The organism is Sinomicrobium weinanense, from assembly GCF_018863395.1.
Lineage (GTDB): Bacteria > Bacteroidota > Bacteroidia > Flavobacteriales > Flavobacteriaceae > Sinomicrobium > Sinomicrobium weinanense.
Map to the genome: position 1 here is coordinate 373,313 of NZ_JAHKRR010000004.1, position 15,121 is coordinate 388,433.

Here is a 15,121-nt window from a genome sequence, read left to right on the forward strand (position 1 = left end):
CACGTGTCTTTACGATAGGATCTGTTTTTGTTGTTAATCCCCCAGTTTAAAGTTGATCACAACAAAACCGATCTGTCTGGAAGGTGCATCGGAATCCGGGTTCCATTTAAACATAAGGGCAGTCTTTTTAGCGGGGTCGAGCAGGCAGGGATGATTGTTGGTAGTACCTTTTACGCCGGGAACAGCATCGATAACATTTCCGTTTTTATCCACTTCGATCTTTACCACAACCCGTCCTTCTTCATTACAATCCTGTTGGACCTTGCCTTTGGATAGCAGAGAACGGCCATTAAGGCCATAACCTACACCTCCGGAACCCGAGCCGGGCGAACCGTAATGGCTGCTGGCATAGGGGTCTCCTTCCGGGTTCCCCTTGTCACCCGCCTGGCTGTCATCGCCTTCTCCTGCATTTTCCGTTCCCTCCGTTTTAGGCCCGTTCAGGATGTTGCTGAGAGCGTCGGTCGTAGACTTTGAGGGTTTTTTAGGCTCTTCTTTGGGTTTTTCTTCCACCGGTTTTGGGGTTTCCTCGGTGACTACCGGTTTTTTCTCTTCTTTGGGTGAAATAACGGGGGCGTCTTCCGTATCGTCAGTGAGCACTTCTTCCTGAGGTTCTTCCACTTCGGCCGGTTCCTGTTCGGTTACTGTTTCCTCGGGTTGTTCTTCCTGTATTTTTTCTTCTTGGGGGGCAGATTGTACCTTTTCTTTGGGTTGTATCTCTCCGGAGCCGAATTCCGTCATACCGAAATTAACGGTGATGCCGCTTTCCGGGGGCGGGTCCATATAGCTGAGCCCGAGATAAAAGAGCAGTACGGCGAGTAGGGCCAGCAGTACGGTGGTCAGTGTAAATGATTTCTTTTTATGTCTGGTGTCTAAAAAGGACATGACGTTTATTTGGGCCTTACAGCCAGAATTACTTTATATTGGTTCCTGTTGGCTATATCCATAACGTCAACAGCTTTTTCGATAGGTACACCTTCTTCGGCGCGGAGTATTATGGTCGGGGTCTCCTCGTTTTTGAGCTTTCTTTTCAGTTCCGTTTCCAGGAATTCCGGGTTGACCTTCTGGTCGTCCATATAATACTCCAGGTTTTTGTTAATGCTCACGGAAACGTTCTGTACATTGGTCGATTTTCCCTTGGCCTTGGGCAGCAGCAGGTCGAGGGCATTCGGCACGCTTGACGTAAGCATAAAGAACACCAGTAACAGGAATACGATATCTGTCATGGAAGACATGCTGAATTCCGGCGATACTTTATTTCTTCCTTTTAATTTCATCGTGTGAGTTGGTTCAATGTTTAAGGTTCAATGTTCAAAGTTAGAGTGACGGGTTGCAGTTTGATCGGTCTGAATCGCTCCCGATCTTCATCAATCTTTGCCTTGTACAGGTCTCCAACCACATACTTCTAACTTCCAACTTCGCTAGGCTGGTTCATTTAACAGGTCGAGGAACTCCACGGCATTGGCCTCCATCTGGTGAACCACTTTTTCTGTGCGTACTACCAGGTGGTTATAACCTATATATGCGATAATACCAACTATCAGTCCTGCTACCGTCGTAGTCATTGCGGTGTAGATACCCGAGGCCAGGGCTCCGATCTCTGCCTGTCCGCCACTGGTGGCCATTTCGTGGAACGCAATGATCATACCGATCACGGTTCCGAGAAAGCCTATCATGGGGGCTGCTCCGGCTACGGTAGCCAGGATACTTACGTTCTTTTCCAGCTTGTATACTTCCAGCGTACCGGCATTTTCTATGGCTTTGTTGATGTCTTCCAATGGTTTGCCCACCCTGGAAATACCCTTTTCGATAAGTCTTGCTACCGGAGAATCTGTCTGTTCGCAAAGGTTTTTTCCGGCTTCCAGTTTGCCGTTGCTCACATGGTCCCTGATCTGGTTCATGAAGTTCTTGTCGATCTGGGATGCTGCCTTGATGGCAAATGTCCGTTCAAAATAAATGTACAGGGCTACAAAGAGCAAAATAAAAAGGATCAATACGATTATAATACTTCCGGGGCCTCCGCTGATAATAAGATCCGCAACGGATAAGGTTTTTTCCTCAGAAAGTGCTTCTTCCGCCACATTCTGGGCAACGTCCTGAAATAGCATCATATATAAAAAGTTTTTTGATAATAAAACGATTGAGTGTTCATAAAATTATATTAGCCCCAATAATGCATGCAACATGCACCAAAGATAATTAAAAAGAAAAACCCCCGGACAGGTTTCAGGTTTTAAGTTTCAGGTTTCAAGTTTTTTAATGCGTTCAATTACTCAGTGATTGATATTCGGTTTATCTGACCACTGTTCACCGAGTAGTGAATACCCTGATGATAATGATGAATTTAACCTGAAACTTAAAACCTGGAACCTGAAACAGTTTCCTATACCAGTTGCCGCAGTGCTATTTCGAAGGCGGTACTGCTTATGTTTGTCCTGGAAGCGCTCTGTTTAAAGGTGCGTTGTAAAGCCTTTTTTACGATGTTAGAGGTGTCCTGGAAGATAGCCTTGTCGTCCATGGCCACCCGTCTTTCCATAAAGTAGGCAAAGACCCTGGCCATGCCGCAGTTGGAAATGAAGTCGGGGATGAGGCTCACCTGTTTGTCCGTATATTCCATGATGGGGCCGAAGAAGATCTCCTTATCTGCAAAAGGTACGTTGGCCCCGCAGGAGATCACCTCCAGTCCGGTGTCGATAAGTTGTGTGATCTGTTCTTTGGTAATAAGCCGTGATGCTGCACAGGGGGCAAATATCTCGGCCTGAAGGCTCCATATTCTTTGGTCCATTTCCTCAAAGGGAATGATGTCTTTGTGCATTAGCATATTTTTGTCCTTTTCGAGGAACATGGACCTTATTTCCTCAAAGGAAAACCCGTCCTCGCGGATAACCCCGCCGGAAATATCCATGATACCGACAATTTTAGCACCCATTTGCGCGAGGTAAAAGGCAGCAGCGGCACCTACATTGCCAAAGCCCTGTACGATGGCTTTTTTGCCTTCCACATGTCCGCCGTATATATGGTAATAGTGTTTTACGGCTTCCGCCACACCATAACCGGTGATCATATCGGCCACCGTGTATTTTCTGCGGATATCGGGAGAGTATTTTTCATTCTCGATCACTTTGATAACGCCCTGCCTCAACTGTCCGATCCTGTTGATCTTGTCGGCTTCCGAGGGTTTGAAATGGCCGTTAAAGACCCCTTCCTGAGGATGCCATACGCCGCAGTCTTCGGTGATGGGAATGACCTCGTGTATCTCGTCCACGTTGAGGTCGCCGCCCGTGCCGTAATAACTTTTCAGCAGGGGGGAAACAGCCTTATACCAGCGTTCCAGTACTCCTTTTTTTCGCGGGTCTTTGGGATCGAAATTGATGCCCGATTTTGCTCCGCCGATGGCCGGTCCGGATACGGTAAACTTCACTTCCATGGTCTTGGCCAGGGAAAGCACCTCGTTTACGTCGAGTCCTTTGCGCATTCGTGTTCCGCCCCCGGCAGCTCCGCCCCGGAGGGAGTTGATCACCGTCCAGCCCTCGGCCTCCGTTTCCTGGTCCTGCCAGTGGAAAACGATTTCCGGTGCCTTGTCTTCGTACTGAGTTAATAATTCTTTCATCTGTTCTTTGTTTATTTCTCATTTGAGACGCACGGCCTTTTCCACGTTTGAGACGCACGGCCGTGCGTCTCTATCGTTGGTCTTTATTTTTGTATTCCTTCCAGAAATCGGCATTTCGGATTCCCAGTTTTTCAGGATCGAAAACAGGGTCTTTTTTCCTTTTCTTCTGTTCCTTATAGTCTTTCAGGGCTTTCAGGGCAGGCCTTTGCAGGAATAAAATGGCGATGATATTTATCCAGGCCATAAGTCCCACACCTATATCGCCCATGTCCCAGGCTGTTTGGGCGCTTTTAATGGTTCCATAGAAAACGGCCAGGAGGAGCACCATACGCAATGCGAGCAATGCCCACCATGAGCCTTTGCGATCCAGGTAGCTGAGGTTTGTTTCCGCAATGTAGTAATAGGCCATGATGGTGGTGAATGCAAAAAAGAGGAGGGATATGGCCACAAAGGGTGCACCGACGGTAGGGAAATGATGGGCTATGGCCGCCTGGGTAAATGCAGGGCCTGCCTCGGTTGTTGCGTCCAGGTGCTGTACAATAAACTGGCCTTCGTTGTCCGGGTGCTTCACGTTGTATGAATTGGTGAACAATATCATAAGTGCAGTCGCTGTACATACGAACAGGGTGTCTACATATACGGAAAAAGCCTGTACCAGTCCCTGTTTGGCGGGGTGGCTCACCTCTGCTGCCGCTGCGGCATGGGGTGCTGTACCCTGCCCGGCCTCATTGGAATAGATACCGCGCTGGACCCCCCAGGCAATGGCAGAACCGAAAATGCCGGCAAACATCTCTTCCATGCCAAAAGCAGAACGGACAATAAGCAAAAGCATTTGCGGTACTTCGCTTATATTCAAAAAGATAATGATCACAGCCATAAGCACGTAAGCCAGTGCCATGAACGGCACCACGATCTCAGCTACTTTACTTATCCGTTTAACACCTCCGAAGATGATAAGTGCCAGCAGAAGGCATACGCCAACTCCGGTAACCCATGTCGGAAAGTTAAAGGCTTCTTCTACGCTCAGTGCAATACTATTGCTCTGAACCCCGGGAAGAAAAAGGGCAGTAGAGGCAATGGTGACTACGGCAAACAGTAAGGCAAACCATTTTACCCTCAGCCCTCTCTCTATGTAGAAAGCAGGGCCGCCACGATATTGTCCGTCTTTTACTTCCTTGTAAATTTGTCCCAGTGTGGCTTCAATATAGGCAGAAGCCGAACCCAGCAGAGCAATGACCCACATCCAGAAAATGGCCCCTGGCCCACCTGCGGCAATAGCAGTTGCCACACCGGCAATGTTACCGGTTCCGACCCGTCCCGAAATAGCTATGGCAAACGCCTGGAATGAGGTGACCCCTTTTTTTGAAGATTCCCCGGAAAAAAGCAGCTTTATCATTTCCCGGATATGTGTTACCTGTAGAAATTTTGTAGCGATGGAAAAGTAGACCCCTGCAAACAGGCAGAGAACGACCAGTGGAGTGCTCCATACAATATTCTTAGCTTCGCTAATGATTTCTTCCATATAATTTTATTAGAGTTAGTGTAGTTTTTATCGTTCGGTTATAAATTGGTTTAATAAGGTTTGTTACCAATTGCCAGTTTTCAGTCTTTCATCACCCAGTCTCCCTATCTCCGGGTCTCCCCATCACTTCGTCACCCTGCTTCCTCAGGAAAAGCTCAGGTGACTTTTACAAAGAATGAGAAAATAAATGGATTTATGTATTATTTTTATGTGGTATGCAGGAGGTTCATTTTTCTCCGGCATAAAATAAAGAAAATTATAGCATATTACAGGAAAAGTTTAAATGAGTTCTGTGTAAAAATTAGCCTGTTATTTTGATGAAAATTAATTTTGGACCCCAAAAATAGGTTTTTTTATACAGATTTTTCATTAATTTGTGTGATTTAAAACAAATAAGTACTATAAGAAATGGATTTTACGCTTACCGAAGAACAGGTTATGATCCGCGATGCAGCAAGAGACTTTGCGCAGGCCGAGTTGCTTCCCGGGGTTATAGAAAGAGATGAAAAACAGGAATTTCCCACAGTACAGGTCCGGAAAATGGGAGAACTGGGCTTTCTGGGGATGATGGTATCTCCCGATTATGGCGGCAGCGGGCTGGACACTGTATCTTATGCGCTGGCCATGGAAGAGATCTCTAAGGTAGATGCTTCGGCGTCGGTGGTGATGAGTGTAAACAATTCGCTGGTGTGCTGGGGACTGGAGCATTACGGTACGGAAGAACAAAAACAAAAATACCTTACGCGCCTGGCCAAAGGAGAAATTATCGGGGCCTTCTGCCTGTCGGAGCCCGAAGCCGGTAGCGATGCCACCTCTCAGAAGACCACAGCTATTGATAAAGGAGACCATTATGTGCTGAACGGCACAAAGAACTGGATCACCAACGGAGGTACGGCCGATGTTTACCTGGTTATAGCCCAGACCGATGTCAGTAAAAAACACCACGGTATCAATGCCCTTATCGTAGAAAAAGGCATGCCCGGTTTTGAAGTGGGGCCCAAGGAACAGAAATTGGGTATCCGCGGAAGCGATACGCATTCCCTGAACTTTAACGATGTTAAGGTGCCCAAAGAAAACCGCATCGGGGAAGATGGGTTTGGTTTTAAATTTGCGATGAGGACCCTGGCAGGTGGGCGTATCGGTATCGCGAGCCAGGCGCTGGGTATTGCATCCGGCGCCTATGAACTGGCAAAAAAATATTCCAAGGAAAGAAAGGCCTTTGGCACGGAAATATGCAACCATCAGGCCATAGCCTTTAAACTGGCCGATATGCACACCCAGATAGAAGCAGCGCGCCACCTGGTGCTAAAGGCGGCCTGGGACAAGGATAATGGTAATAACTACGATCTTTCCGGGGCCATGGCTAAGGTCTATGCCTCGCAAGTGGCCATGGATACTGCGATAGAGGCTGTGCAGATACATGGGGGTAACGGCTATGTCAAGGAATATCATGTAGAACGCCTGATGCGTGATGCCAAGATCACCCAGATCTATGAAGGGACCTCTGAAATTCAGAAGATCGTAATATCCAGGAGTATTCTGAAGGATTAAATGATCTTATTGGATAGTTTTTAAATAAAAAAAGAGACTGATTTTTTCAGTCTCTTTTTGCTGGCTTACTCTAATATACTAATGAGTGCTGGATTATTTCTGGATCCACTCACCGTTTTCGTTAGCATAAAGTACGGCGGCTTCTTCGCCTATGGTAACTTCCAGTTTGTATTCTTTGGCCTCGTTTACATATGCCTTGTTAATAGTGGCGCCTGCATAATCTTTTTCCAGGGCGGCTGTAACGGCTTCAGGAACCTCTTCTACGGCAATTTCCTGAAATTCTTCCTGGTTTACTACGATGGCTACATCATTAAAATCTATACTGGTTGCGGCTTGGGTAGCAAATCCGCCGAAAACTAAAGCTGCTGCTACAAATAACTTTTTCATGATTTTAAAATTTTAAAGTTAAACTTACTGTCAATGTTTGTACTAACCTATATGAAATTTTAATGCCGTTTTAAATAGTTTGTCAAGTATAATATTAATGCTCTGATTTTGAGATGATTGAGAATATTTAAATTTCTGTATTTTTAATAATATGTGTATTTTAGTGTGTAAATGAGATATTTTTGTGTAAATTATATACAATTCCTTAATTCTTATCTGATTGTTATATCATATTTTAATTTTTGTATTGATAAGATTACTTTAGCAGAAAGGTAAATATTACATAAGCAATTTCAAAAGTTATGGATAGGAGCCGGGTTTTAGATATGAGACGTAAGACTCTAGATTGGAAAATCGTTAGATGTTGCAGGTTGCCCCACAGCTAACCAGATACACTCCATAATATCATATGTCTTATATCCTGTACCCCGTATATTTTACACTGCCACTACATTTGTGATTGATCCGGTAGTATGACATTTGTTGAAATGCTGTTTTTAGTCAGGAGTGGCATCTGCTGTTTCAGTTTTATCCATACTATTTGTATATAGCGGGGTGTTGGGACAGCACAAAAAAAATCGCCTTACAATTAAGGCGATTTTTTATAAGATTGCTTTAAAAAAGCTCTAACCTAATGAGAAGGCCAGATTATTTCTGGATCCACTCACCGTTTTCGTTGGCATAAAGTACACCTGTTTGGTCACCTATGGTAACTTCCAGTTTGTATTCTTTAGCCTCGTTTACATACGCTTTGTTGAGCGTAGCACCTTCGTAATCTTTGGCCAAAGCATCTGTAATAGCTTTGGGAACTTCTTCCGCGGCAATTTCCTTGAATTCTTCCTGGTTTACAACGATGGCCACATCGTTAGCATTTATACTGGTTGCGGCTTGGGTAGCAAATCCACCGAGAACTAAAGCTGCTGCTACAAATAACTTTTTCATGATACTAAAATTTTAAAGTTAAACTTACTGTCAATGTTTTGTGGTAGTTATATCGAAATTATGATGCCGTTTTTGGGTGTTTTTACCGAAACTGATATTAACCTATTGATTTTTAATAACTTGTAATTTTTAAAGAGATGATCTATGCTTTGGCAATGTGTGAATTTTATTGTGTAAATGTTATTATTATGTGTAAATTATATACAATATAATGACGATTTATCTGGTATTTGAGTAAATTTATTCCTATATTTTAGGGGTTGAATCAAAAAACAAGGTCGAAGTTTTTTTGTTACCGCAGAAAGGCTTTTCGCGATTTGAGTGATAACCCGGGTTTTTATTTCTGTTCTGACTTTACACTGATCGGATTGTTTCAATGAAAAGAGATGAGATCGATTCTTTGAGGTTAACAATGAAAATGGATAAATGCATTAGTGGTTGGTTATTAAAAGTATATGTTCTTATCCGGAAAAACCTGTGTGTTATAAGTTCCGGGTACCGGGAGGTGGATATATCAGTGTGGAGTGGGTAAAATTTACACAATACACATGATCTCTTTCCCATCAGTTACACACTTTGTTTGGTTTGTTAAAATGTTTGGTGTTGTGTAAGATGTTGCTTTTCAGTAACTTTATGTGAATAGTGGCACTTTGTGAAATTTGGCACTTCTATTGTAAGTTACAGAAACTTTAAAATTGCAATTATAAAACAGATGAAAAAGAGTACTAACACAACATACAGCACCGGTCTTGTAATGTCTTTTCTTTTGCTTGCGATTTTCTTTACAGCTTGTAAGGAAAAAGAAGAAGAAGATGAGGGCCTGCCTCTTCCTGTTATTACGTTAAAGGAGGAATCGGCCGGGAAAGCCTTTCGATACCTGGGTTCCATAGAAGGAGCAGAAGATGTCGATATCCGGCCGCAGGTAGACGGCATACTGGAAAAGATCTATGTAGATGAGGGAGATTATGTAGAAAAAGGGCAGCCCCTGTTTAAGATAAACCAGCAGCCTTATATGGAGGATCTTAAGAATGCCCAGGCCAATGTGGAGCTCGAAAAGGCCAAACTGCGAAAAGCCAAGACAGAACTCGACAGGCTTCAGCCGCTTATCGACAACGAGGTGATCTCCGAAGTACAGCAAAAGACCGCCCAGGCCGATTATGAAGTAGCACAATCTTCATTAGACAGGGCGCAGGCGCAGGCGGCCAATACGAGAATAAAACTCGATTTCACTGTTATAGAAGCCCCGGTAAACGGATTTATTGGCCGTATTCCTAAATCTGTGGGAAATGTGGTAAAGCAAACCGATTCCGACCCCATTACCGTGCTTTCTAATGTAAACGAGGTACTCGTGTACTTTTCCATGAGTGAATCGGATTACCTGTATTACGAACGTATGAAAAAGGACTCTACTTCGCGCCGGATGAGTGACAAGGTGAAACTCGTTCTGGCCGATGGGTCTACCTACAACATGGAAGGGAACGTAGATGCTGCTTCAGGACAAATTGACCGTTCTACGGGGTCTATCAGCCTTCGTGCCAGGTTCCAGAACCCCGATACGCTGCTTCGTTCGGGGAATACCGGGAAAATAGTGATGGAACAGATTTTTCCCAAAGCTATTCTTATTCCGCAGAGTGCCACGATGTCTATTCAAGACAAAAGATTTGTCTATACCCTGAAAGACGACAATACTGCCGAACGCCACGAAGTGGAAATAGAAGGCCGGTCAGGACAAAATTATATTGTTAAGGGGAGCACCTTAAAAGCGGGCGACCGTATTGTGGTCTCCGGAATTAACAAAATAACCGATGGCATTAAAGTAAAACCTGTACAGCAGGGAAGGTTGTTATCCGGTAATTAATCACTGTTTTTCTGAAAAACCATACGACTTGTATTATGGTAAGGCAGAAAGCCACCGTAAGCAGAAGTCCCGGTTCGATTTTAAAATAAAGCCATAGATATCCGATGATCAAAAAAATTATAGAACGCCCGGTACTCACCCTTGTTATTTCTATTCTATTGGTACTGGCCGGGGCATTCAGTATTCCGCAACTTCCCGTAGAACGTTTTCCCGAAATTGCTCCACCCAGTGTATCTGTTGCGGTATATTACCCGGGGGCCAACTCCGAGACCCTGGCTAAAGCAGTACTGCTTCCGCTTGAAGAAGCCATTAACGGTGCCGAGAATATGGAGTATATCAACTCTACGGCGACCAACTCCGGAAAAGGAAGGGTAACGGTGTATTTTAAACCTGGTTCCGATCCCAATTTGGCGGCAGTTGAAGTTCAAAACCGTATTTCGGAAGTAACATCCGACCTTCCGTTAGAGGTGATAGAAAACGGAATTCAGGTGATGAAGCGTATGAAGGGAACGCTGATGACCATTAATGTTTTTAGTGATGGGGCCTATGACGAAACCTTTTTGAATGCCTATACTCGAATAAACATCAGGCGGGCACTCAAACGTATTGAGGGGGTGGCAAGGGCCCAGATCTTACGTAGGCGCGACTATGCCATGCGTATCTGGCTCAACCCCGAAAAACTGGCCCTGTATAACCTGACACCAAGGGATATCTATAATCAGGTGAACGATCAGAGCTTTGAGGCCGGGCCGGGTAAATTCGGGGAAAACTCCGAAGAGGTTTTTGAAATGGTTATCAAGCACGCAGGCCGTTTTAGCGAACCCGAACAGTATGAGAACATTGTAATAAAAACCGAAAAAGACGGGCTGCAGCTCAAGCTGAAAGATATTGCCCGTATTGAGTTTGGCGCCTCCAATTACACCAGTCAAAACCGCCTGGACGACAAGCCAGCCGTGACTATGGACATCACCCAGCAAAATGGGGCCAACGCCATGGAAATAGACCAGGCTATACGGGAAACCATGGAAGAACAGGCCAAAATTTTCCCTGAAGGTATGGATTACCAGATTACGTATAGTGTACGTGATGCCATTGATGAATCCATGAACCACGTAAAGCAAACACTTATCGAGGCTTTTATCCTGGTATTCCTTGTGGTGTTTATATTTCTTCAGGATTTTAAGGCTACTTTTATCACGGCTGTTACGATCCCCATTTCGCTTGTGGGTACGTTCTTCTTTTTGGATATGATCGGTGTAACGATGAACGCACTCAGTATGTTCTCCATGGTGCTTTCCATTGGTATTGTGGTTGATAATGCCATTGTAGTGGTCGAGGCTATTTTTGAAAAAATGCAGCATCATAAGATGACGGCCCGTCAAGCGGTTAATTCGGCCTTGAGCGAGATCACAGGCGCTATTATTTCTATTACAGTAGTGATTGCCGCAGTGTTCCTCCCGGTAGGGTTTTTGCAAGGCCCGGTAGGTGTTTTTTATCAGGAATTTGCCTATACTATTATTGTTGCAGTACTGATCTCAGCAGTCATTTCTCTTACATTGGGGCCTGTGTTATTTGTTATGTTGTATCGAAAAAAGAACAAAAACAACAAGAAAAAACGCTTGTCTGCTTTTTATGCCCATTCCAAACACCTTAAAAAAGTCGATTCGTTAAAGGAGAAAGGGCTTAAAAAATTCGATGTTCTTTTTGATAAGTTTACTGAAAAATATATTAGCGTCATAAAAAAGGCTATTCAGTTTAAATGGGTGAGTCTCGCCGGATTGGGAGTGGTCATCCTGCTGTTGGTCTTTTTGGCCCGTATTACACCCAGTGCCTTTATTCCTACGGAAGACGACAACTTTTTGATTTATACAGTATCCATGCCCGAAGGAGCTTCGCTGAACCGTACCAACCAGGCCCTGGACCAGGCGGCCAAAATTCTGCAAAAGGAAGATGCAGTAGAGGGGGTAAACACAGTTTCGGGATTCAATATTGTAGATAATTCCGAAACGCCTTCTTCCGGGTTGGCTTATATTAAACTGAAAGAAAAAAGTAAAAGAGGAAAGATTAAAGATATTCAGGAAGTGGTGAAACACCTGACCGAAAAACTGGAGGTCATCACTGATATACGTAGTATGAATATGTATCCGCGTCCTACGGTACAGGGATTTGGTAACTTTGATGGGGTGCAAATCATGCTACAGGACCGTACTGATGGCGATCTGGGCGAATTTGGCCAGTTGGTTAACGAATTTATCATTGAATTGGGCCGTCAGGAGGAAATAGAAAGTGCCTTTACGTCCTACAATCCCAACTTTCCACAATACAAGCTCAATATCGATTATGAAAAAGCAAAGGCTTTGGGCGTGAGTATAAAGGATATGATGTTTACCCTGCAATCTAACTTCGGACGCCAGCGGGTAAGTGATTTGAACCGTTTTACCCGTCAGTATATGGTGTATATGCAGGCCGACACCGAATTTAGTGAAAGCCCGGAGACTATCAACTCCATTTTTGTGAGAAGCGAAAATGGCGGAATGGTTCCCATAAACACTTTCGTTAGCCTGGAACCTGCCTTCGGACCTGAAACCATCACCCGGTACAACCTGTACAATGCGGCTAAAATTAACATTACGCCGGCTTCTGGTTACAGTACCGGTGATGTCATGGCCAAGATCGAAGAACTGGGAGAGAAAAAACTGCCCGCCAGTTTAAGTTATGAATGGACCAGTATGAGCCTGGAAGAAAAGAAATCCGGTTCCGATGTTATATTGGTGTTTATTATCAGCATTGTGCTCGTGTATTTTATCCTGGCGGCACAGTACGAAAGTTTCTGGTTGCCCATTGCGGTAATGTTGTCATTGCCCACGGGGATTTTGGGCGTATTTGTGTTTATCAACCTCGCCGGGATTGACAATAATATTTATGTACAGGTGGGTATTTTAATGTTACTCGGTCTGCTGGCTAAAAACGCCATTCTGATCGTGGAATTTGCCGCCCAGAAATGCAGGGCCGGCCTCCGAATACTGGATGCTGTTTTGGAAGCCAGCGCACTTAGGTTAAGGGCCATTATTATGACCTCATTGGCGTTTACTGTCGGCTTGGTGCCGCTGATGTTTTCCAGTGGGTCCTCGGCTATTGGTAATAAATCTGTAAGTATCGGAACAGCCGGTGGTATGCTGTTTGGTATTTTCCTTGGAATTGTTATCATTCCGGTACTGGCCTATGTGTTCCTGAAACTGCACAACCGGTATAATATGGAAACCACCGAGGAAGAGTAGCGATCCCTGTTGAATATTTGGCATAAAAGTTAATTGACGATTGAAAATATATAAACCCATGTTGGTAAAAAATATAAAAAGACTTGGTGTAGTGGCGTTTCTCCTGGTAGCCGTAACGGGCTGTAAGGTAGGAGATCCGTATAAACGACCAGACCTTGACTTTTCTGAAGAATACTACGGAAAGACCGGCGATACCGTTCCGGTCGATAGCGTACACCTGGCAAAGGTAAAATGGGTGGAATTTTTCGGGGATTATGACCTGGCTGCCCTGATCGATACGGCCTTGGCCAATAACCTCGATATGCAGAAAACGGTTCAGGTCCTTGAGATGAGCCGTCAGGATCTGTTGCAGTCCAGGGCAAATTTTTATCCGTCGCTGGGGCTCACCCCTTTTGGGTACAAAAGGGATTATCGTTCTTTGTATCACGATAAGTATGGAAACAGGGCTTCCAGGAGGCATGCTAATGAGAGTGAAACTCCTCCTACTAGTTTGTATACGCAACAATTGTCGTACAATCTGGGTGTAAGCACGAGCTGGGAGCTGGGCCTTTGGGGCAAGCTGCGCTGGAAAAAAGATGCGGCCCGTGCCGCTTATATGCAGAGCGAAGAGTTTAAGAAAGCCGTGCAAACGGCACTGGTTGCCGAAGTGGCCTCTACGTATTACGAGTTACTGAAGTTACGGGCAGAACTCGAAGTGGCAGAACGGAACCTGGACCTTAACAAAAATACCCTGAGGATCGTAGAGTTGCAATACGAAGCCGGGGAAGCCACTTCGTTGGCCATACGGCAAACCAAATCACAAAAACTGAGGTTTGAAGCCCTTATCCCGCAAATAGAAAGGGAATATGCGGTTACAGAAAACAGGCTCAACACCCTGTTGGGAAGGCCTCCACAGAAAATAGACATCACCGGGCATTTAAACAATGTCGGTTTTAAGGGAAATTACAATACCGGGGTGCCTTTGGAACTCATCCAGAACCGCCCGGATGTAGCAGCCTCAGAATATGAACTGATAGCGAGCAATGCAGAAGTGGGAATTGCAGAAGCCATGAAATATCCTTCCATTACCATCGATGCAGGCCTGGGGCTGGATTCCTATAAGCTGAACAAGTTGTTCACCCCTGTGGAGTCTGCTTTTGCCCTGATCAACGGAGCTATTTTTCAGCCCATATTCCAAAAGCGAAAGCTGAAAACCAATTATAAGAAAGCCCTTGCCAGGAGGCAGATCGCCCAACTCGATTTTAAAGAGAAGATGATCGATGCCGTAAGGGAGGTCTCAGATGCTATGATAATCCTGGAAAAACTGGAAGAAGAATACGCCCTGGGCGAAGAACGGCTCGAAACCACTCAAAAAGGAGTTACCGATGCCGCCCTTTTGTTCCGGAGTGGTTTTGCCAACTACCTGGAGGTGATCACAGCCCAGGGAGATGCATTGGACAGTGAATTGGGGCTCATAGATACCAAAATGCAAATATTACTGGCCAATATTGAATTGTACAGAAGTCTCGGAGGAGGCTGGCAATAACAATAATATAACCCTGTGAAAACCGGAGTTTTGTTGTGAATTTACACGGCGGCTCTGGTTTTGTATTTCGGGTTTTAGTGCACGATATGAATTTACATTTTACTGAGAAAAAATAGCCCGAAGATACCGCAGATAGACGTAGATTTTTATGGCCTTCTGCGAAGATCTGCATCATCTGCGGGAAAAACCCAAACGAAATACATATTCAAATACTAAAACTTCAAAGGGTCTTCACTTCCGCATCAGAAAAAGTGAAGATCAGGGTCTTTTCTTTTTTGTTTCACAAGATCTTTTTTTTATTTTAAGGGGGTGTGTCGTGTGTAAACATATTTTTTTGTTTGCATTTTTATTTTTTATAGGGGGTTGTTTCTGTTTTTTATGTTTTATCACTTTGTTTTTGTCTTTTTTACGAGGGTATGGCTTTTATGACTCCCTTAAAATGTCATATCTG

General features: G+C 44.5%; 11 protein-coding genes. 4 read left to right on the forward strand and 7 right to left on the reverse strand.

Features of this window, described 5'->3' with window-relative positions; translation table 11 throughout:
* Window positions 1-33: 33 nt before the first annotated feature.
* The 5 genes from KN811_RS13885 to KN811_RS13905 form a co-directional block, all read right to left on the reverse strand.
* Window positions 34-882: an energy transducer TonB gene (locus KN811_RS13885; protein WP_187966295.1), complete on the reverse strand. Its 849-nt coding sequence runs from the start codon at window positions 880-882 to the stop codon at window positions 34-36.
* Between the two features lie 5 nt (window positions 883-887).
* Complete coding sequence (locus KN811_RS13890; RefSeq protein WP_187966296.1) at window positions 888-1,274, reverse strand: ExbD/TolR family protein; 387 nt, start codon at window positions 1,272-1,274, stop codon at window positions 888-890.
* A gap of 144 nt (window positions 1,275-1,418) precedes the next feature.
* Complete coding sequence (locus tag KN811_RS13895; RefSeq protein WP_187966297.1) at window positions 1,419-2,108, reverse strand: MotA/TolQ/ExbB proton channel family protein; 690 nt, start codon at window positions 2,106-2,108, stop codon at window positions 1,419-1,421.
* Between the two features lie 272 nt (window positions 2,109-2,380).
* Window positions 2,381-3,607, reverse strand: coding sequence for a Glu/Leu/Phe/Val dehydrogenase dimerization domain-containing protein (locus KN811_RS13900; RefSeq protein ID WP_187966298.1), 1,227 nt, complete (start codon window positions 3,605-3,607; stop codon window positions 2,381-2,383).
* 70 nt (window positions 3,608-3,677) lie between these two features.
* Entirely contained in the window at window positions 3,678-5,129 is a 1,452-nt protein-coding gene (locus KN811_RS13905; RefSeq protein ID WP_187966299.1) for an alanine/glycine:cation symporter family protein, read from the reverse strand.
* 408 nt (window positions 5,130-5,537) lie between these two features.
* Here KN811_RS13905 and KN811_RS13910 point away from each other — a divergent pair, with 408 nt between their 5' ends.
* Window positions 5,538-6,680, forward strand: coding sequence for an acyl-CoA dehydrogenase (locus KN811_RS13910; RefSeq protein WP_187966300.1), 1,143 nt, complete (start codon window positions 5,538-5,540; stop codon window positions 6,678-6,680).
* Window positions 6,681-6,773: 93 nt separating this feature from the next.
* Here KN811_RS13910 and KN811_RS13915 read toward each other — a convergent pair whose 3' ends face one another.
* Together KN811_RS13915 and KN811_RS13920 are read right to left on the reverse strand one after the other, a co-directional pair.
* Complete coding sequence (locus KN811_RS13915) at window positions 6,774-7,067, reverse strand: hypothetical protein (RefSeq protein WP_187966301.1); 294 nt, start codon at window positions 7,065-7,067, stop codon at window positions 6,774-6,776.
* 648 nt (window positions 7,068-7,715) lie between these two features.
* On the reverse strand, window positions 7,716-8,009 hold the full coding sequence (locus KN811_RS13920) for a hypothetical protein (RefSeq protein ID WP_187966302.1): 294 nt from the start codon (window positions 8,007-8,009) through the stop codon (window positions 7,716-7,718).
* Window positions 8,010-8,721: 712 nt separating this feature from the next.
* Here KN811_RS13920 and KN811_RS13925 point away from each other — a divergent pair.
* The 3 genes from KN811_RS13925 to KN811_RS13935 all read left to right on the forward strand — a co-directional run bounded on the left by KN811_RS13925 (window position 8,722) and on the right by KN811_RS13935 (window position 14,670).
* Window positions 8,722-9,867, forward strand: coding sequence for an efflux RND transporter periplasmic adaptor subunit (locus KN811_RS13925; protein WP_187966303.1), 1,146 nt, complete (start codon window positions 8,722-8,724; stop codon window positions 9,865-9,867).
* 104 nt (window positions 9,868-9,971) lie between these two features.
* The gene (locus KN811_RS13930; RefSeq protein ID WP_187966304.1) at window positions 9,972-13,145 is read left to right on the forward strand and encodes an efflux RND transporter permease subunit; all 3,174 of its coding nucleotides are present in this window, start codon (window positions 9,972-9,974) and stop codon (window positions 13,143-13,145) included.
* 40 nt (window positions 13,146-13,185) lie between these two features.
* Window positions 13,186-14,670 carry an efflux transporter outer membrane subunit gene (locus KN811_RS13935; protein ID WP_247716501.1) on the forward strand — a complete coding sequence of 495 codons (1,485 nt, stop codon included), beginning with the start codon at window positions 13,186-13,188 and terminating at the stop codon, window positions 14,668-14,670.
* The last annotated feature ends 451 nt before the right edge of the window (window positions 14,671-15,121 follow it).

What these genes read in the sequence shown, in the direction of transcription:
- KN811_RS13885 (WP_187966295.1), bottom strand. Translation starts at nt 882, where the DNA reads ATGTCCTTTTTAGACACCAGACATAAAAAGAAATCATTTACACTGACC.
- KN811_RS13890 (WP_187966296.1), bottom strand. Translation starts at nt 1,274, where the DNA reads ATGAAATTAAAAGGAAGAAATAAAGTATCGCCGGAATTCAGCATGTCT.
- KN811_RS13895 (WP_187966297.1), bottom strand. Translation starts at nt 2,108, where the DNA reads ATGATGCTATTTCAGGACGTTGCCCAGAATGTGGCGGAAGAAGCACTT.
- KN811_RS13900 (WP_187966298.1), bottom strand. Translation starts at nt 3,607, where the DNA reads ATGAAAGAATTATTAACTCAGTACGAAGACAAGGCACCGGAAATCGTT.
- KN811_RS13905 (WP_187966299.1), bottom strand. Translation starts at nt 5,129, where the DNA reads ATGGAAGAAATCATTAGCGAAGCTAAGAATATTGTATGGAGCACTCCA.
- KN811_RS13910 (WP_187966300.1), top strand. Translation starts at nt 5,538, where the DNA reads ATGGATTTTACGCTTACCGAAGAACAGGTTATGATCCGCGATGCAGCA.
- KN811_RS13915 (WP_187966301.1), bottom strand. Translation starts at nt 7,067, where the DNA reads ATGAAAAAGTTATTTGTAGCAGCAGCTTTAGTTTTCGGCGGATTTGCT.
- KN811_RS13920 (WP_187966302.1), bottom strand. Translation starts at nt 8,009, where the DNA reads ATGAAAAAGTTATTTGTAGCAGCAGCTTTAGTTCTCGGTGGATTTGCT.
- KN811_RS13925 (WP_187966303.1), top strand. Translation starts at nt 8,722, where the DNA reads ATGAAAAAGAGTACTAACACAACATACAGCACCGGTCTTGTAATGTCT.
- KN811_RS13930 (WP_187966304.1), top strand. Translation starts at nt 9,972, where the DNA reads ATGATCAAAAAAATTATAGAACGCCCGGTACTCACCCTTGTTATTTCT.